Source organism: Paenibacillus sp. FSL M7-0420 (assembly GCF_038002345.1).
Classification (GTDB): domain Bacteria; phylum Bacillota; class Bacilli; order Paenibacillales; family Paenibacillaceae; genus Paenibacillus_AQ.
Genome location: NZ_JBBOCJ010000001.1, coordinates 1,126,369 through 1,144,863, shown reverse-complemented (window position 1 = coordinate 1,144,863; position 18,495 = coordinate 1,126,369). Strand labels below are relative to the sequence as shown.

Annotated in this window: 17 protein-coding genes; 7 read left to right on the top strand and 10 right to left on the bottom strand. The window is 52.9% G+C overall.

The window, feature by feature from the left end:
• Positions 1–86 precede the first annotated feature (86 nt).
• From MKX51_RS04975 to cysT, 4 genes are read right to left on the bottom strand one after another with little or no spacing between them, the layout of a single operon-like run.
• Positions 87–1,160: a sulfate ABC transporter substrate-binding protein gene (locus MKX51_RS04975; protein WP_340991416.1), complete on the bottom strand. Its 1,074-nt coding sequence runs from the start codon at positions 1,158–1,160 to the stop codon at positions 87–89.
• 30 nt (positions 1,161–1,190) lie between these two features.
• Positions 1,191–2,255, bottom strand: coding sequence for a sulfate/molybdate ABC transporter ATP-binding protein (locus MKX51_RS04970; protein ID WP_340991415.1), 1,065 nt, complete (start codon positions 2,253–2,255; stop codon positions 1,191–1,193).
• 2 nt (positions 2,256–2,257) lie between these two features.
• On the bottom strand, positions 2,258–3,055 hold the full coding sequence (locus MKX51_RS04965; protein ID WP_076082476.1) for a sulfate ABC transporter permease subunit: 798 nt from the start codon (positions 3,053–3,055) through the stop codon (positions 2,258–2,260).
• Positions 3,052–3,867 carry a sulfate ABC transporter permease subunit CysT gene (gene cysT / locus MKX51_RS04960; protein ID WP_340991414.1) on the bottom strand — a complete coding sequence of 272 codons (816 nt, stop codon included), beginning with the start codon at positions 3,865–3,867 and terminating at the stop codon, positions 3,052–3,054. Before cysT ends, MKX51_RS04965 begins: the two co-directional genes overlap by 4 nt.
• A 194-nt stretch (positions 3,868–4,061) precedes the next feature.
• On the opposite strand from cysT, the gene MKX51_RS04955 reads away from it, so the two are divergent.
• A complete protein-coding gene (locus MKX51_RS04955; RefSeq protein ID WP_036727896.1) occupies positions 4,062–4,463 on the top strand; it encodes a secondary thiamine-phosphate synthase enzyme YjbQ in 402 nt (133 codons plus the stop codon).
• A gap of 144 nt (positions 4,464–4,607) precedes the next feature.
• On the opposite strand, the gene MKX51_RS04950 is transcribed toward MKX51_RS04955, so the two are convergent.
• The 3 genes from MKX51_RS04950 to MKX51_RS04940 all read right to left on the bottom strand — a co-directional run bounded on the left by MKX51_RS04950 (position 4,608) and on the right by MKX51_RS04940 (position 7,307).
• On the bottom strand, positions 4,608–5,189 hold the full coding sequence (locus MKX51_RS04950) for a TetR/AcrR family transcriptional regulator (protein ID WP_340943394.1): 582 nt from the start codon (positions 5,187–5,189) through the stop codon (positions 4,608–4,610).
• A 3-nt stretch (positions 5,190–5,192) separates the two neighbouring features.
• Positions 5,193–5,825, bottom strand: a complete 633-nt coding sequence (locus MKX51_RS04945; RefSeq protein WP_340943395.1) for a YigZ family protein — start codon at positions 5,823–5,825, stop codon at positions 5,193–5,195.
• Between the two features lie 126 nt (positions 5,826–5,951).
• Entirely contained in the window at positions 5,952–7,307 is a 1,356-nt protein-coding gene (locus MKX51_RS04940) for a glucose-6-phosphate isomerase (RefSeq protein ID WP_036700477.1), read from the bottom strand.
• Positions 7,308–7,565: 258 nt separating this feature from the next.
• Between MKX51_RS04940 and MKX51_RS04935 the strand changes: the two genes are divergently transcribed.
• From MKX51_RS04935 to MKX51_RS04915, 5 genes are all read left to right on the top strand, one after another.
• Positions 7,566–8,465 carry an NAD(P)-dependent oxidoreductase gene (locus MKX51_RS04935; RefSeq protein ID WP_340995504.1) on the top strand — a complete coding sequence of 300 codons (900 nt, stop codon included), beginning with the start codon at positions 7,566–7,568 and terminating at the stop codon, positions 8,463–8,465.
• A 36-nt stretch (positions 8,466–8,501) separates the two neighbouring features.
• The gene (locus tag MKX51_RS04930) at positions 8,502–8,693 is read left to right on the top strand and encodes a hypothetical protein (RefSeq protein WP_340991413.1); all 192 of its coding nucleotides are present in this window, start codon (positions 8,502–8,504) and stop codon (positions 8,691–8,693) included.
• Between the two features lie 514 nt (positions 8,694–9,207).
• Entirely contained in the window at positions 9,208–10,023 is an 816-nt protein-coding gene (locus tag MKX51_RS04925) for an ABC transporter ATP-binding protein (RefSeq protein WP_340943397.1), read from the top strand.
• Between the two features lie 19 nt (positions 10,024–10,042).
• On the top strand, positions 10,043–10,873 hold the full coding sequence (locus MKX51_RS04920; protein ID WP_340991412.1) for an ABC transporter permease: 831 nt from the start codon (positions 10,043–10,045) through the stop codon (positions 10,871–10,873).
• A gap of 9 nt (positions 10,874–10,882) precedes the next feature.
• Entirely contained in the window at positions 10,883–11,674 is a 792-nt protein-coding gene (locus MKX51_RS04915; RefSeq protein WP_340991411.1) for an ABC transporter permease, read from the top strand.
• A gap of 81 nt (positions 11,675–11,755) precedes the next feature.
• Here the strand turns inward: MKX51_RS04915 and ppnP are convergent, their stop codons facing one another.
• Together ppnP and tkt are read right to left on the bottom strand one after the other, a co-directional pair.
• Positions 11,756–12,073, bottom strand: coding sequence for a pyrimidine/purine nucleoside phosphorylase (gene ppnP / locus MKX51_RS04910; RefSeq protein WP_036727552.1), 318 nt, complete (start codon positions 12,071–12,073; stop codon positions 11,756–11,758).
• Positions 12,074–12,116: 43 nt separating this feature from the next.
• Positions 12,117–14,165 (bottom strand): transketolase, encoded by a 2,049-nt coding sequence (tkt, locus tag MKX51_RS04905; protein WP_340991410.1) that lies wholly within the window; start codon positions 14,163–14,165, stop codon positions 12,117–12,119.
• 318 nt (positions 14,166–14,483) lie between these two features.
• On the opposite strand from tkt, the gene MKX51_RS04900 reads away from it, so the two are divergent.
• Entirely contained in the window at positions 14,484–15,128 is a 645-nt protein-coding gene (locus tag MKX51_RS04900; protein WP_340991409.1) for a hypothetical protein, read from the top strand.
• Positions 15,129–15,206: 78 nt separating this feature from the next.
• Here MKX51_RS04900 and MKX51_RS04895 read toward each other — a convergent pair whose 3' ends face one another.
• The gene (locus MKX51_RS04895) at positions 15,207–18,362 is read right to left on the bottom strand and encodes a hypothetical protein (RefSeq protein WP_340991408.1); all 3,156 of its coding nucleotides are present in this window, start codon (positions 18,360–18,362) and stop codon (positions 15,207–15,209) included.
• Positions 18,363–18,495 lie beyond the last annotated feature (133 nt).

Here is an 18,495-nt window from a genome sequence, read left to right as displayed (position 1 = left end):
TCATCCGGCCGGAGAACAGCTCCCTTAATCCTTCGCACTCCACACTAAGCAAGTGTCTTCTAATCCTATTCCACCTCATCTACCGCCTAGATCCCGGCCAGCACCTGATACCATATGCCCCGCTTGGAGTATAACGTGGTGCGGACTTCCTCCCAGCCGCCAAGATAGCTGATATCGAACAGCCCGGCAGGAACCGGATACTGGCTCTCATGTGCCGCATAGACCTGCTGGTTCACGGGACGGAAGCCGAACTTGGCGAATATCTCCTGTGCCTCAGGCGTCGTCAGATAATCGACCAGCGCTTCTGCGGCCGCACGGGTACCATGCTTATCCGCGTATTTATCCACTACGGCCGCAGGATTCTCGATCAGAATCGTATTCTTCGGGATGACTACCTCATACTTCACACCCTCGGCAATCCGCGCCAGCAGCTCATTCTCATAAGTGACGATCACATCGCCCACCCCGTACTCGAAGGCAGCCATGGATGCCCGCCCGCTTTTATCCAGAGATTCGACGTTGCTGTGTATGCTCTCCAGGAATGCCTTGGCCGCCGCAGGGTCCTTCGCCCCCTCCTGCTCCTCAGAACGCTTCAGGCCGGCCCCGTAGATCGCGTTGATGTCCCACTGGGCACCGCCGGAGGTCTTCGGATTAGGGTAGAGCACCTTCACCCCCGGCTTCGCCAGATCGGCAAAATCATGAATTCCCTTCGGATTGCCCTCCCGCGTTCCCAGGGCCACAACCGACCGTGTCACCATGCCCGCCTCGCCGCCGCGCTGCTTCCAGTCCTTCTCCACAAGACCCGCCTTGACCAGCTTCCCGACATCGCCTTCCATGGCAAGCAGCGTGACATCCGCCTCGAAGCCGCCGGCGATCGCCCGCGCCTGGGTTCCGGAAGCCTCATAGGACTGCTGGAATACGATAGTTTGACCGGTATCCGCCTTCCACTTCTCCGCGAACCTGGGGAGAATCTCGCCCATGGCATCCTTCACCACGCTGTAGGCACCCACCACAAGCGTTAGATCTCCCTGCGGCGGTGCACCTGCCTCTCCTGCATCCGGCTGCTCATTCCCGCAGCCCGATGCGGTCAGGGTGAACACCACCAGCAGTAAGACCGTCAGCCATCCGTGCAGTTGTCTGCTCCTTCTGATAAGCCTCATACCGGCGACACATCCCACATCATTTATTTTTTAGATAAATACAGGCATCGGATCTTTCTTAAGTCCATTCTCCTGAATCCAGCTCCGCTCCTCATTAAACAGGTAAGCACGGTGTACCAGCACGGATATTTCCTGGCCCGGAGTCAGCGTTTCTTTTTCCAGGGAGCGGTAGGTGACCAGCTTATGTCCCTTTACCTCAACCTCCACGAGCCATTCACTTCCGCGGAAATGCAGATGCTTGACCGTACCTTGCTCCGTAGCGGAAGCCATTTTGAATTCATGCAGATGGCCTACCTCAATGTACTCGGGACGGATCAGCGCCTTGGTCGGCTTACCGTCACCTGCGCCCTCGAAGCCCTTCAGCTCGGAAGCACTCTCGATCAGCGTAGATTCCCCGATGAAGGTGGCCACGAACGGTGTCTTCGGCTCTTTATAGATATCCCAAGGCGTACCCTTCTGCTCCAGCCGCCCCTGGTTAATGATCATTATCTCATCCGCTACTTCAATCGCCTCATCCTGGTCGTGGGTGACGAAGATCGAGGTGATCCCGACACGTTCGATCAGCTCCCGCAGCCAGGAACGGAGCTCCTGGCGGATCTTCGCATCAATCGCGGCGAACGGTTCATCCAGCAGCAGCAGCTGCGGCTCAGGGGCCAGCGCCCGGGCAAAAGCCACCCGCTGGCGCTGCCCCCCGGACAGCTGATGCGGATACCGGTTCTCGAAGCCCTTCAGACCGGTCAGCTCCACCAGCTCGGTGACACGGTCACGGATGACAGCCTTACTGGCTTTCTTCACTTTCAGGCCAAAGGCGATATTCTCGAACACCGTCATATGCTTGAACAGCGCATAATTCTGGAAGACGAAGCCGATCTCACGCTCCTGCGGCGGAAGATGGTTCACCGCCCGGCCGTGGAAGATAATCTCGCCGCTATCCGGCGTCTCAAGGCCCGCCAGCATCCGCAGGATGGAGGTTTTGCCACCGCCGCTTGGGCCGAGCAGCCCGATCAGATGGCCTTTGGTAATGCCGAAATGGACATCCTTCACCGCATGAAAATCGCCAAAATGCTTATCGAGTCCACGGACCTCTACATGCATAATTAGTGCCCTCCCTTTCTTCTCTTGCTCCATTCCATAAGCAGCAGCAGTCCTGCGGAGAATGCGGCCAGCACCAGTGCTATCCCGCCCGCAGCCGTAACATTGAAATTCTCGACATCCTGATAGACCAGTGTGGTAGCCGTCTGGGTCCGGTTCATAATATTGCCTGAGACGACGAGCACCGCACCGAACTCACCCAGCGAACGGGCCACCGTCAGAATCACTCCATAGATGACCGCCCAGCGGATAGACGGCCAGGTCACCTTCCAGAAGGTCGTCCAGCCATATGCGCCGAGTGTGGACGCGGCCTCTTCCTGCTGGGACCCGATCTCTTGCAGTACCGGCATCACCTCACGCACCATTAGCGGGAACGTCACGAACAGCGTAGCAATCACCATTCCCGGAAAAGCATACACAATCTTCACTCCGATTTGCTCAAACAACGCACCCAGCGCACTGTCCGGCCCGAGCAGCAGAACGATCATCAGCCCGCCGATAACCGGCGATACCGCATAAGGCAGATCCACGATGCTGTTCAGCAGGCTTTTGAGGCGCCGGCCCAGCCAATTCGCCCGTACCAGATACAGGGCCGTCATGATCCCAAACAGCGTATTCAGCAGCGTCACAACCACTACAACGTATCCGGTCATCAGCAGTGCATGCAGTGCCTCGGGCCGGGTCAGGGCGTTCCAGAAGCCGCTCCAGCCTTCGCTGAAGGCCCCCATTGTCATCCTGCCAAGCGGAGCTGCGATCAGGACGAAGAACACGAGGTAGGTCAGTCCAATCCACAATCTTCTCATGATCTTTTCCCCCGCATCTGCATGAGGCTGATCAGCCAGAGGATCAGGAAGGATAAGGTCAACAGAATGATCGACACCGCAGCGGCTCCCGCCGGGTTATCACTTTCGACCTCACCGAAAATATAAACAGAAGACACTAGCGTGCGCCCCGGAATATTGCCTGCCACGAGGACAACCGCACCGAATTCAGCAAGCGCTCGCGAGAAGGCCAGCATCCCGCCGCCGATCATGCCAGGTGCCATAGACGGTAAGATGACCTGGAGGAAGACTCTGCTCGGCTTCGCTCCCATCGTATAGGCTGCCTCTTCTTCCGAAGCGTCCAACTCCTCCAGCAGCGGCTGCACTGCCCGGATGACGAAGGGGAATGTGACGAAGACCATCGCAATCACAATCGCAGGCTGGTGAAAAACAATTGTGAATCCCAGTGATTCCGCAAGATCCCCGATCAGGCTTCCCGGACCCAGCAGCAGCAGAATCATCAGTCCGCCCACCGCAGTAGGCAGGGCAAAGGGGAGATCGACGAGGCTGTTCAGCAGCGCCCTGCCCCGGAACTTATAACGGATAAGGACCCAGGCGATCATCGTGCCCAGCAGCACATTCGTAAGAGCCGCAATGACCGCCAGCTTGAGTGTTAACAGGACCGACTTCCAGGCAATCGGATCGCTCACACTTTCAGTGAAGCTTCCCAGCCCGGATGAGAATGAATTGTAATAGACCCCGAGGATCGGCAGCACAATCAGAATGACAAAATACAGTACAACTGTTGATCTAAATCCCCAGGTCCAGCCCTTGTGCCTGATCAGCGAATTCAATGGTCAACCTCCCACCTCCGGATAACCGGTCGGTATACTCAACTTTAAGGTTTGATTATTCCTATTAATATACTTGGTTTAAAGTTATTCCTACTTTACCAAATACCGCTTGCTGCCGTCAATTACTTTGTTAGTTTTTGGGTTAAAGTATAAGTAGCACTCGTTGCATCCAAATCAGAGAGGGGCTGTTCATGATGCTGCATACTATGGAGATCACCACCAGCAAACGGGATGAAATGCGGGATATTACCCGCGAGGTTCAGGCTTATGTGAAGAATAGCGGGGTACTTAACGGACTGCTGATTGTCTATTGCCCGCACACCACCGCAGGGATTGCGATTAACGAGAACGCCGATCCTGATGTGAAGCGTGATGTGTTGATGCGTCTGGATGAGGTCTATCCCTGGGAGCATCCTAAATACCGCCATGCGGAGGGCAATACGGCTTCCCACCTGAAATCCATTACGGCCGGTCCTTCGCAGACCCTTATAATTCATGAAGGAGCTGTGCTGCTGGGCCGCTGGCAGGGCATCTATTTTTGCGAGTTCGATGGTCCAAGGCAACGCCAGTGCCACCTCAAAATTATGGAAGGCTAGCACTGCCTGCCCTTGTAGAAGAGCAGCTGCGCATGAACCGCGAAGCTGCTCTCTATACATTTTATAGTTCCTGTAACACTTTCACCATGCAAAGTTATACCAATGCAACGCTCTAAAGTACGAGCTGTTAAAAAAAACAGCTTTTTATAAACTGCGGCTTAATACCTTGACATGTGTCAGGGCAGCTTGCTTCACATCCTCGAACAACACTTTATCCTGAATATAATACGAAATGAATCCGTGAGCAGATAAGAATAAGGTCAACGGCACGTTCTGCCAGTCCTCCGATACATATCCCTCTTCCTTCATATGACGGCGGACAATGCTTGCAAATAACTCGAAACATCGGCCCTGTTCTGCCCGGCAATAAGCCAGCAGCTCTTCGTCGCGGATCATGAACATGATCTCATACTGATACGGATGGTTCAGCCCGAACCGGATGAACTCCATAATCAGCTGCTCCACCCGGGTCATTCCCTCTTCAGGCGGAGTGGTCATAGCTTGATTCAGCAGCGAAGCCACATGATTGAAATCCTCAACTACAATGGCGTAGAAAAGTTCGGCCTTCTCTTTGAAATGGTAATATAGGGAGCCGTGGCTGTAACCCAGGTGCTGGCCAATGCTGCGCATCGAAATGGCACGGTACCCTTTGGTGATGAAAAGATGCCTCGCCGCCTCCAGAATTCTTTCTCTCGACAACTCCTGTTCCACTGCTCTTCTTGCCATAATCTATTCCCCTTCGCTGTAGTAAAGCCGCCGCCCTTCCGTAATCAGGGATTGCCCCTCCGTAAGATCGGTTATCCATGCGATAAATGCGTCACCTTCATCATTGCGCGGAAGACACAGCAGTGTAACTTTATCCGTAAACAAAGTCTCTCCGGTCTGAATATTCCGGCCCCGCAGTGCATTCTCCACCTTGCCCAGCCAAGTGTACTCGATTTCCACGAATACCTCCCGCCTCAGCACACGTGTAATGACCTCTCCGGCCGCAAGCGCCAGTACAGCGCCATCGGTATAAGCCCGGATCAGCCCGCCTGCACCCAGCATAATGCCTCCGAAATAACGGGTAACTACAATAGCGACATTCTTCACCTGTTGGCTGCGGATTACTTCCAAAATCGGTTTCCCGGCCGTTCCACTCGGTTCCCCGTCATCCGACTGTCTCTGGATCTCATCCCTCTCTCCGATCATATAAGCAGAGCAGTTATGCGTTGCATTCCAGTGCTGCTTCTTGATCGAATCGATAAATTGCACAGCTTCTTCCTCGTTCTCCACCGGCATAACATGCCCGATAAAGCGTGATTTACGGATTACGACCTCCCGCGAGCCGGGGGTACGTACCGTCCGGTATTGTTCCAGCATTGTTGTCCATTCCTTACTCTACATGTGATGACTTGATATATATTAGGAGCAGCCCTGGTAGTGGTTACCTATGGACTGCTCCCTGATGACTTACATTAGGTTGAATGATCTGCGGTTAGAGTGGGACTATTCGGTAAGTCTTGCTTCAAGCTCTGCCTTTTCTTTCTCGTAGCCTGGTTTGCCCAGCAGTGCGAACATGTTCTTCTTGTAGGCTTCAACACCCGGCTGGTCGAACGGATTCACACCCAGCAGGTATCCGCTGATCCCGCAAGCCTTCTCGAAGAAGTACACCAGATAGCCGAAAGTATACGGCGTCTGGTCAGGAATGGTAACGATCAGGTTCGGCACCTGTCCATCGGTATGCGCCAGCATAGTTCCCTGGAACGCCTTCTTGTTCACGAAGTCCATGGTCTGGCCAGTCAGGAAGTTGAGGCCGTCCAGATCGTCCGGATCATTCTCGATCGTTACATGGTGCTGTACCTTCTCCACTTGAATAACCGTCTCGAAGATGTTGCGGTTACCCTCCTGAATGAATTGGCCCATGGAGTGCAGGTCAGTCGAGAAGTCCACCGAAGACGGATAGATTCCCTTGAAGTCCTTGCCTTCGCTTTCGCCGTACAGCTGCTTCCACCATTCAGAGACAAAGTGCAGGGACGGCTCGTAGTTCACGAGGATTTCCGTTGTTTTGCCTTTGCGGTAGAGCGCGTTACGTACTGCAGCATATTGATAGCTCTGGTTCGTAGCCACATCGGGGTTGTTGAACTCATCGGCTGCGGCTGCGGCCCCTTGCATCATTTCTTCAATGTTAATTCCCGCTACGGCGATAGGCAGAAGGCCTACCGGTGTCAGTACGGAATAACGTCCGCCTACATCATCAGGGATGATGAACGACTCATAGCCTTCTTCGTTAGCCAGCTTCTTAAGTGCGCCCTTCTCCTTGTCTGTTGTAGCGTAGATCCGTTTGCGTGCTTCTTCCTTACCGTATTTCTTCTCCAGTGCTGCACGGAAGATACGGAAGGCAATAGCCGGCTCGGTAGTTGTACCAGATTTGGAGATTACGTTCACGGAGAAGTCTTTGCCTTCTACCAGATCAAGCAGATGCGTGATGTAGGTAGAGCTGATGTTATTACCGGCAAAATAAACCTCCGGTGTCTTGCGCTTGTCCTTGGACAGGTTATTGTAGAAGGAATGCGAAAGCGCCTCAATAGCTGCGCGTGCCCCCAGATAAGAGCCGCCGATACCAATCACGATCAGCACTTCGGAATCACTCTGAATCTTCTTGGCGGCCTGCTGAATGCGGGCGAACTCTTCCTTGTCATACGCTGTAGGGAGATCAATCCAGCCCAGGTAATCGGAGCCTGCTCCGCTCTTGTTATGCAATTGTTCGTGGGCCAGCTTCACCGGAGCGGCGAAGTAGTCGATCTCGGTCTGGCTGAAGAAGGAAAGGGCTTTGGTGTAGTCAAAATTAATCTTCTTGGACATCGGTAATGGTAGCCTCCTGTTTATCTCTTTAGATTTGACACCGTGTGTTGCAACATTATAATCTAGAATACTTTAATTTGCCTTGACTGGCAAGGTCTTAAGGCATATCCCCGGCTTTGGAGCCCTGTTTATGAAAAATAACTGAAAGCGGTTACTAAGCAGACAAGCAGACCTGTTCTGTGGAACAGGCCGTAACCTTCTGATAGAATGAAGGCAAACTTAGTTTCTATAATATGATCTCAGGAAAGCAAAGGTGGAATTGAAATGAAGCACATCGGCTTTATCGGACTCGGAACAATGGGAGCACCTATGGCGTCGAACCTGCTGCGAAGCGGCTTTGAGGTTACGGTGTACAACCGTACAGCAGAGAAATGCAAACCTTTGGAACAGGAAGGTGCGAAGACAGCCGCCACACCGCAGGCAGCAGCGGAAGGCAAGGATGTTATTATTACCATGATCAGCAACGATGATTCGATCCGTGAAGTCTTCTACGGTGATCATGGCTTTCTCGCCACCCTTCAGCCGGGAACAACCGTAATCGATTCCAGCACCATCTCCCCCGGCCTTGCCAAGGAGATCGCTGCTGAAGTTGAAGCACGGGGCGGCAGCTTCCTTGATGCTCCTGTAACCGGCAGCAAGCCGGCAGCTATCGACGGCACACTGGTCTTCATGGTCGGCGGACATGCCGAAGTGATTGAGAAGCACCGGGATCTCTTCGACTCCATGGGCCGTCTGCTGCTGCATATGGGTGCTAACGGCAGCGGCGCTGTAGCCAAGCTGGCTCACAATGCCATGGTCGGCATTCACAATGTCGCGCTCGCCGAGGGCTTCTCCATTGCGGTGAAGTCCGGGGTACCCGCAGATAAGTTCCTGGAGCTGGTGAAGAACGGATCAGCAGGCAGCAAACAGGCCGAGCTGAAGGGCCAGAAGATCATTGATAACGACTTCAGCAACCAGTTCTCCCTTGCCCTGATGCTCAAGGATCTCAAGCTGGCGTCCTCGCTCAGTGATTCCACCGGCGTCCCTTCCCCTATGCTCGGCGTAGCCAAGAGCATGTTCCAGGCAGGCTTCAACCACGGCTATGGCGACGAGGACCTGTCCGCTGTGGTCAAATCCTACGAGGACTGGATCGGCCGGAAGATCGGCGAAGGTAACTAATGTAACGGCGACTTTTCCAGAATCTGTTTATGATTATTGGCAAAGTACCCTAGGGCCAAGCGCTGGACGCTGGATACCCCTTCGTGGGCCGTCCGGAATCATCACTTCTATGAGAAGCACGGATTCATCCGTACCGGAGAGATCTATGATGCAGAGAGCAGCCAGAGCATTTGGGAATATGAGCGGACAAGTCCGCTCACAGAAGCGGGCCGTTTAGAGCAGAATTAGCCTATCGGGTGAACCACCCGATATGTTATGCCACATCTAAGAATGTACTCGCATACATTTGGGCCATGTGCCGATGCACAGCCTATTGTGTTCGGTTTTTCGCATACACTCTGCCCTCACCCCATAGATAAGGTGCCCTGGAATTCCAGGGCACCTTTCTGCATATGTAACTCGTAATCAGGGCGCAGCCAGGCAGTATCGGCTGCGCCCTTTTACTATGCGAGCACGGCCTTCTTGTCAGGAGTGAGAACGCAAAAATACCGGTGATTTCATCACCGGTACGAGAAGTTTATTTTACAGAACGTATACAAAAAAACATACGTTTTCCTTGCGTTAACTATAAAATTAATATAGCACAGAAATGTCAACATAACAAGCATTTTTATGGAAAATGAAGAAAACAAATGCTTCTCCCCCTGTCAGCCTGGCAGCAAGGATCAACAAGGCGCCCGACGCGGCTGTCCCCCTCTCCTCCTCTGATGATATGATCTTCTGCGCGAAGGAGGCGACTGAAATGCAAATTAGACTGAGAGATATCCGCAAAAGCTTCAGGGTGTACAAACGGCCCGAAGGAAGATGGGGACTGCTGAGAGGAGCGTTCGTGCGCAATGTTACCCAGGTGGACGCACTCGGCGGCATCAGCTTTGATATTGAAGAGGGTGAACTGGTAGGTTACATTGGCCCGAACGGCGCCGGCAAATCCACCTCCGTCAAGGTAATGAGCGGCATCCTGACACCCGACAGCGGAGAATGCACCATCTTGGGCAAGATTCCATGGAAGCACCGCATAGAGCATGTATCCCGGATCGGCGTCGTGTTTGGCCAGCGCTCACAGTTATGGTGGGATGTTCCGGTGGCAGACTCTTTTGACGTGCTGAAGGATATTTATGCCATTCCTCCAGGCGACTACCGCTTAAGATTATCCGAGCTATCGGCAACACTTGGTGTGGAAGCCCTCTTAAGGACCCCGGTGAGACAGCTTTCGCTCGGACAGCGGATGCGCTGTGAGCTGGTAGCAGCGCTGCTGCACCGGCCGAAGCTTCTCTTTCTGGATGAGCCAACCATCGGACTTGATGCGGTATCCAAGCTCGCGCTGCGCAATTTTCTGAAGGAAGAGAACCGTAAGTACGGGATTACGATGCTGCTGACCACACATGATATGGACGATATTGAGGCATTATGCCAGCGGGTCATGGTGATCGGGCACGGCCAACTGCTCTATGACGGGCAGCTCTCAGGTCTGCAGCAGAAATATGCGCCGGAGGTCGTCAAGAAAGTGAACACGGATGCGATGATTGCGGCTATGTACAATGACTTGGCTTTGGGTTAAGCCTATCAGGAGGTGCACAATGAATTTTAGAAATACATGGCGGGCCTGCAGCTCCCTCTTCCGAATCCGCATGGCAGAAGGGCTCCAGTACCGGGTGTCCGCCATATCTGGCACGATGGTCGGTGTGTTCTGGGCGCTTATAGAATGTGTGCTGTTCACCGTGTTCTATACATACAGCGAGAATGGCTTCTGGAACAATAACGGACTCAGCCTTCCTCAGGCCATATCCTATGTTTGGTTGGCTCAGGGGCTGTTTGTACTCCAGAGTATGAACATCGACAGCGAAATTATGGGCAAAATCAACAACGGTGACGTCGGCATCGAGCTGTGCCGGCCCATGAACCTGTACACCCACTGGTTTGTCAAAAGCTCGGCCGGCAAGCTCGGCACCAGTTGGATCAGGGGGCTGGCCACCGTACTCGCCGGGCTACTGATGCCTGCCGGATATGCCCTAGGGGGCCCCGCCTCATTGCCTGCATTATTCTATTTCCTTCTGTCGGCGGTTATGGCGTTTGTGCTGTGCTCGGCCTTCGCTATGCTTGTAACTGCGATCCGGCTGAATATCACTTGGGGGGACGGACCGACCTATATGCTTCTACTGCTAAGCGGCATATTGTCCGGCACCTACCTCCCCCTGCGGCTGTGGCCTGATTTCATGCAGACCTTCCTGTACCTGCAGCCGTTTGGCGGATTCGCCGACATCCCTCTGCAGCTATATATAGGTAGCGTAGCTCCTGCCGCCGCATTGCCCGGTATCGGCTTACAGCTCCTCTGGAGCCTTATCTTTATCTCGGCGGGCCGGATGATCATGAAACGCAGATTGCACAGCATTATCGTCCAGGGAGGGTGAGAGTACCGTATGCTTGCTGAAGGTAAAATTTATTGCAAATACTTGCGGATGCATCTCCTGTCCGGCATGGAATACAAGGGCTGGTGGCTGATGCTGATTCAGGTGCTTACTGTGGTGGTCTCCGATCCCATAGCCACCGTCCTGCTGTTCTCCCGCTTTGGCAATATCGGCGAATGGACCGTCGCCCATATCATTCTGGTGTACTCGCTGGCGATGGCTTCCTTCGGACTTGCCGAGAGCGTATGCCGCGGCTTTGATTATTTCCCGTGGCATCTGCTGCGCTCCGGTGATTTCGACCGGCTGCTGCTCCGCCCGCGGTCCCTGTTCGTGCAGGTCGCCGCTTCCAGATTCCATCTGCACCGGCTGGTCCGGCCGTTTACAGGGATCTGTGCTGCGGGCTGGGCGCTGGGACAGCTCGGCGTTCCCTTGACGCCCGGCAGACTCGGCATTCTGGCGATGGCGCTGGCCGGAGGCTGTCTGATGTACTGCGGAGTGTTCGTGCTAACCTCAGGTCTTGCTTTTTTCACGATTAAAGGGCTGGACTGGATCTTTCTGCTGACCAACGCCAGCTACCAGATTACCCGCTGCCCGGAGCCCTATATGCCCCGTGTCCTGAAATCTGTGTTCAGCTTCCTGCTCCCCATGCTGTTCATCAGCTTCTATCCGGCGGCCACTGTCTGCGGCTGGGATTATCCCCGCTGGCTGGGCTTCCTCTCGCTTCCCTCCGGAGCTGCCTTCCTCGGAGCGTCTCTGCTGGTATGGCGCATAGGCGTGAGGCATTACAAAAGCACGGGGAGCTAAGCTCCGCTGAAGCTGACAATACAAAAAAAAAGCACCCCGGGACCATGAATCTTCCAGGGGTGCTTTTTTCTATCACTTTTTTTACACAATCGGGTAAGAACAGCAATAATCAGTTAAAGCGAATACTTCCAGGGCAAACTTGGAGTTGCCGGGAACATGGAAAGTTTCCGCTCCGTCAATGTCCTTCCACACTTCAGTGCCGGGAAGCAGCACCTTGAGCTTGCCGGAGAGAATCTCCATCGTCTCGGGGCCATCGGTGCCGAATTCGTATACGCCAGGCAGCATAATGCCGAGTGTCACCTTAGTGCCGTCTTCCAGTGTAACTGTACGGCTGGTCACTTTTCCGTCGTAATAAATATTGGCTGCTTTTTGAATTGTCGCGTTGGTGAACTGACTCATATGCTTATTCTCCCCTTTGTTCAAAACTTGTTAGATCCGTCTATTATAGCAGCGCTTTTACGCGGCTGACTACATTTTCTACAGTGAAGCCATATTCTCTGATTACGGTGTCGCCAGGGGCGGAAGCGCCAAATGTAGTGATTCCCAGAATGTCGCCCTGATCGCCTGTATAACGTTCCCAGCCGAAGGTTTGCGCCATTTCGATAGCCAGACGGGCTTTCACTTCAGGCAGGATAACGGAATCGCGGTATGCTTTATCCTGCTTCTCGAACAGATCCCAGCTCGGCAAGCTGATGACACGAACATCAATGCCTTCTTCGGCAAGCGCAGCCTGAGCCTTAACCGCCAGCTGTACTTCAGAGCCTGTAGCAATGATCTGTGCCTGTGGAGTGCCGTTCTTGGAGTCGGAGACCACATACCCGCCGCGTTTGATGTTATCGCGTACACCGTCTACGGTTCCAGCCAGGATCGGCAGGTTCTGACGGGTCAGGACCAGTGCTACCGGATTGGCGGTATTCTCCATAGCGTATGCCCAAGCTGCAGAGGTTTCGTTGGCATCAGCCGGACGAATGACCGTAAGACCCGGAATGATACGCAGGGAAGCAAGCTGTTCAATCGGCTCATGGGTAGGACCGTCTTCCCCGACAGCGATACTGTCATGGGTAAGCACATAGGTTACCGGCAGCTTCATGATGGAAGCCAGACGGACAGCCGGACGCAAGTAATCTGTGAAGACGAAGAACGTACCGCCGAATACCTTAAGACCGGTGTGAAGTGCAATCCCGTTCATAGCTGCAGCCATTCCGAATTCACGTACGCCGAAGTAGATATTACGGCCGTCATAGGATTCGGAGGTGAATTGGGACAGACCGTTCAAGTGCGTCATGGTCGAGCTCTCCAGGTCGGCAGAACCCCCAACCAGTTGCGGGATACCGCCAGTCAAGCCGTTCAGTGCATTACCGGAAGCCACACGGGTAGATACAGCTTTGTCTTCTGCTTTGTAGAATGGCAGATTAGCATCCCAGCCTGCAGGAAGCTCACCGTTCAGTGCAGTTTCGAGCTGTGCAGCAAGCTCAGGGTATGCTTTTTTGTAGGCTGCAAATTTCTCATCCCATGCTTTGTTAGCGGCGATTCCTTTGGCCTTCACTTCAGCGAAGCTGGCACGGACTTCATCCGGTACATAGAAATCTTCTTCATATACCCATTTGTAGTATTCCTTCGTCAGCTTCGTTTCATCAGCACCCAGCGGAGAGCCGTGGGTACCGCCGTGGCCGCCTTTACCTTGCTTGTTCGGGCTGCCGTAGCCGATGACCGTCTTCACTTCGATCAGCGTAGGCTTGCTGCTGTCTGCTTGAGCCTCTTCAAGAGCCTTAGCCAGTGCAGGAAGATCGTTACCGTCTTCTACGCGCAGAACCTGCCAGCCGTAAGCTTCAAAACGCTTAGCAACATTCTCGGAGAATGCAAGGTTCAGCTTGCCGTCCAGGGAGATATCATTCGAATCGTACATTACAATCAGCTTGCCCAGCTTCAGGTGTCCGGCAAGTGAAGCAGACTCGGAAGAGATCCCTTCCATCAAATCGCCGTCGCCGCAGATGGCGTACGTATAATGGTCAATCACGTTATGTTCATCTTTATTGTAAGTGGCACCCAGCTGCGCTTCAGCCATTGCCATACCTACAGCCATACCGATACCTTGTCCAAGCGGTCCGGTTGTTGCATCTACACCGGCCGTGTGGCCGACTTCCGGATGTCCCGGAGTTAAGCTGCCCCATTGGCGGAACTGCTTCAATTCTTCCATAGGCAGATCATAGCCGCTGAGGTGCAGCAGGCTGTAGAGGAGCATGGAGCCATGTCCGGCAGACAACACGAAGCGGTCACGGTTGACCCAAGTCGGGTGGTCCGGGTTATGATTCATCGTCTTGGCGAACAATTGGTATCCCATAGGTGCGGAGCCCATCGGCATACCCGGATGTCCGGAGTTTGCCTTTTCAATGGCATCAATGGCAAGTGTACGGATTGTAGTGATGGCCAGGTTGTCCACCGTTGAGTTTTCTGCTTTATGAATGGCTTGATCTTTTGCTTGTTCAGTCATTACAATAATCCTCCTCGAATCAAGAATGTCATTTTGACTATTATTGTATCACGGAAGTGGAAGCATTTCCAATTGTTTTTGCCGCAGCTTATATTTAGCGGCTTCTGCCGGGTCTATGCACGCCTGTGCCAGATTCACGGTGCTTCAGGAGGTTCTTTTTGGAGATACGGAGGGGAATCCAGAAACTTAGCCTTAAGTCTAGTTTCTAATTAAGACTAAAGTTTGTTTTACAAAGCAGGTTTATACAGTAAGATGGAGGTACCTCAGCGGAATTTTAGCCGGATTATCCATAACTTCCAGCAGAAAGGAATTCAGAAGATGACTGCAAACAGAGATATTTATATTGTGCTCACCGGAACAGGCACGGCCTTCAGCGGAATTATTAAATGGTTCACCAAAGCAGAGCTGAACCATGCCTCGATTGCCTTTGACAGTGAGCTGCGTGAGGTCTACAGCTTCGGCCGGAAAAAAGTGTACAACCCGTTCATCGCCGGACTTATTCATGAGAACTTCATTCACCCGTTCTACAGCAGTGCAGACTGTGCCATCTACCAGCTCAGAGTCAGTGAAGACGAATATAATACCATGTATAATCATGTCCAGGGCATGATGCAGAATCAGGAGCGTTATAAATATCATCTGCTCGGTCTGGTCGGTGTACTGCTAAACGTCCGGATTGACCGGGAGAACGCCTTTTTCTGCTCCCAGTTCGTCGCCTCTGTATTGGAGGAAACTACTGTTCATCCGGTAGCCAAGCCCTCCTGCTTCGTAACTCCGGAGGATTTCGCTTTATCTCTATGCGCTCACAAAATATTCAGCGGCAAACTCTCCTACTATATGCACCGGAGTCATTCTGCGGCCCTCCGAGGTTCCAGTCTACATAACCCCCAAGCTACTAATCCGGCAGATTTTGCGGCTCCGAGACTGCGGCTGCATGAAGAACGGACCGAGGGAATCGTCTGAACGATCACCCTCCGCCCGCTTGATGCCAAGTAAAACAAAATTACAGTAGCGCATAAGGCATAAGGATTGCGTCCCGCGTTATTTTACACGATGGCTCTGATAATATTCTGTCCAATCTCCGAGAATCGTTACCGCCACTGTATCCACCTTGGTCTGATACTCATTGGTTGCGGTAAAGGTAAAAGTAACCGGACCATCCGGCAGCTGTTCGAACGATGGGTCGGCCAGCTCACCCGTCCATAAGGTCTTGTCACTCCCGGTCGGACTCAGCGCAGCCGTGTATCCTCCAGTCATTGTGACTTGCACGGTATCCGGCAGTCCGGTAGCTGTCCCCTGCAGCACAAATTTCTCGCCAGCCCAATAGACACTATACCCCCGCGGACTTTCAGGCGAGCCGCTCTGCTTCATATTGTACGCCTGACGATTGCCATTCCACTCCTCTGTATGACGGACAGCCCCCTTGATGCTAAGCAGGTTAACCATAAAGTACTTTCTTGCGGACACAACACTCCAATCAAATCCATCGAAGACCTCAACTTCTACAGCATATTTTTCGTACTCTGCTAAGGCTCCATCCGGTACCTTCCATTGTTTTGAACTTGAACCCTGGTCACCGGACTGTACCTTAACCGCACCTGTGGCCAGATTAATTATCCGCACCCGGAAGCGCTGCTGCTGATCCCCGTCCTCATCCTGATAATCCCACTTGATGATTGGTGTCAGCGTGCTGGCAATAGTAGGCTTGTTGGGGCTGTCACTTGTCGGATAGGTAATTGAGACCTTGGGCAACCGGTTCAACACGGTAATGCTATGGGACAGCTCTCTGAACAGTCCCAGAGAGTCCGTAACAAGCTGCCGATACGTAAAGGTACCGTTTGTAGTAAACTTTTTGTTAAAATCGCCTTCTGTGCTCACAAGCCCCTCTACACCAGCCGCCGGTTTCAAGAAATACTGATGACTTATGGTGTCTCCTTTCGGAATATCTGCATCTGTTGCTGTGCTTTGAATGTTCAGAACATCCGTCCGGTAGATCGGTACCTTCGCCGCATCCTTTCCGGTATCCGTAATGAGGGTGAATCCCGGCTGGGGCGGATTGTCGATGATGAAGGCTTTTTCGTTGGAGATTTCAGACCAGGAGCCTTTGGAGTAGGATCGTCCCAACACTGTAAAATACTCGAAGCGATTAAATGTCAGGTTAGGCATTTGATACTGACGGATCGATCCGCTGCCATCTGCATTCTCTACCGTTTTTTCCGATAACCCTTCTTTGGTGAAAAATTCAAGCCTGTACTTTTCCTGAGGATCATTCTCCGGATCGGAGTAGGTCCACTGAATCAACGGGTCCCCCTGCTTTTCTGCATCCAGGACCGTTGGGCTCGCGACTGTACCTGGAGGAGAAGTAATTGTCATGGACGGGGCTTCGTTTTTGATTACATTCACTTTTAGCGTGTCGATGTTGGACTTCGCTCCGATCTGGTCCACCGCCCAATGCTCCAGGGTATATATCCCCGGTTCCGGGAAGCTGATTTCGATGCTGGGCGTCTTATATAATTTGGTGGTGCTGTCGCTGTCTGTCACCTTCCAAAAATATTGAAGACTGGCGATATCCGATGGATCTCCATCATTATCAGATGATGTGAACTGCTTCGTATCAAACTGATACGCCGTTGCAGGACCATTAATGGCGGCCGTAGGCACATGGTTTAGGACTTTGAACGTCCGTGTCGCATTAGAGGAAAGCGACCCGTCTGAAGCTGTCAGGCGCATTTCCCAGCCATCTGAAATAGCTTGTTGTGGTGCAATGCCGCTACGCGCGATCAGATCCCGGATGGTCATCACCTGGTTTCGGTTACCTCCGGCATAATAGTACGGGCTGCTATTGATCCGGGCGTTCCAGGCATAGCTTAGCCAATCCCCATCCTCATCCGGGTCTGGTGTCATATTCTCCATCGTAATGACCGTATCCCGGTACACTTCCACCGGCATATTGAAGGCAGCTGCTGGCGGGTGATTCAGGACTTGTACCGTTTGGCTGTAGGGCTGCGACCATAGCCCGCGGTTATCATGGACCTGAAGGGTTAACTGATACGTCCCCACGCCATAGGCTGCGATATTCGGCGGCACCGCCGCACCACCCGAATGACTCCATACCTGTTGCCAGCCATCTTTGATCACCGTCCAGTTATACACATCGAGTGGATCATTATCCGGGTCGAAGGACTTATCAGTGATGGTGGTAACTTTGCGGTACGATACGATGTTGGGCTCTACGGTAAACAGCGCTACCGGCGGCAGATTGCCGGCCGCACCCACCGTTTGCTGTGACCAGTCACTCCAGACGCCAACCCCGTTCTCGCCATCGATGTCCCGCACTCTTAGCCGGATATCGTACTGGTCATTGGTCGGTAGCTGTGCCGGCGGATATCCATCCGTCCAGACTTGCCCTTCCGTCTTCTTATATTGCCATTGCCAGTCCATGATCCCTTTATTAGAGGCGGTGACATGATCCAAGTCGTAGGAGCTGTCCGTGATCTGCAGCCATCCGCCTGACAGCCTGGCACTGAACAAAGCAATCGGCTTCCGGTGTACATGGAAGGTCATCGAAGACAGGTTATTCCGGCTCCATTTCCGGTACACATCGAACCGGTCGTCATCCTTGGGATTGTCACGCCCCTGGAACGTGGCCACGTAGGAACCGCTAAACGGGAAGGTCGTGTAGGATGAACTTCGCCATAATCCGGAATCCCAAATGATCCCCATCGAATTGTCAAAGAAGTAGGGGTCATGATCAAATCTGTACCGCTCTTCCCGTTTAGGGTCCCATTCCGAGTCAAAGAATTTCGTTCTGGTTTCTACAGGGGTATTGACCAGGACAAAGGACTTGTTCCTCATCTGCTGTCTGACATTGATCGTAAGCGCAGCCTTCGCGGTCATCCCCGACGGGTCGGAGGCTGTGATGTTCATGGTGTAGGTTCCCGGCGGTATCGAGTCTTGCAGCACATCCAGCGGGATATTGAATGGTTTGGACATCTTGGCTTGAGGGACCACCGTCTTCTTGTAGAAGACACCAGGGATCTCAGCCGTGACGGTAACGTCCTCGTTATCTGGATCGCTGACATACCCCTCTATGTTGATTCCGCTGAGGCCCGGAGCATTAACCAGGGTAATTCCATTTGCTGTTCCTACCGACAGGCTAGGGGCATAATTGGGTATCAATTGAGCTACTCTAGTCATGTACGGCGACCACCAATAGGTTTTTGTCCAAGCCAACACTCGAATGCGGAACATTTCTGGATCTTTATCCAGTCCTGGAGTATAATCACTTGGCTGATAATAGTTATATCCTTGTGCATATTCATTAGGATAG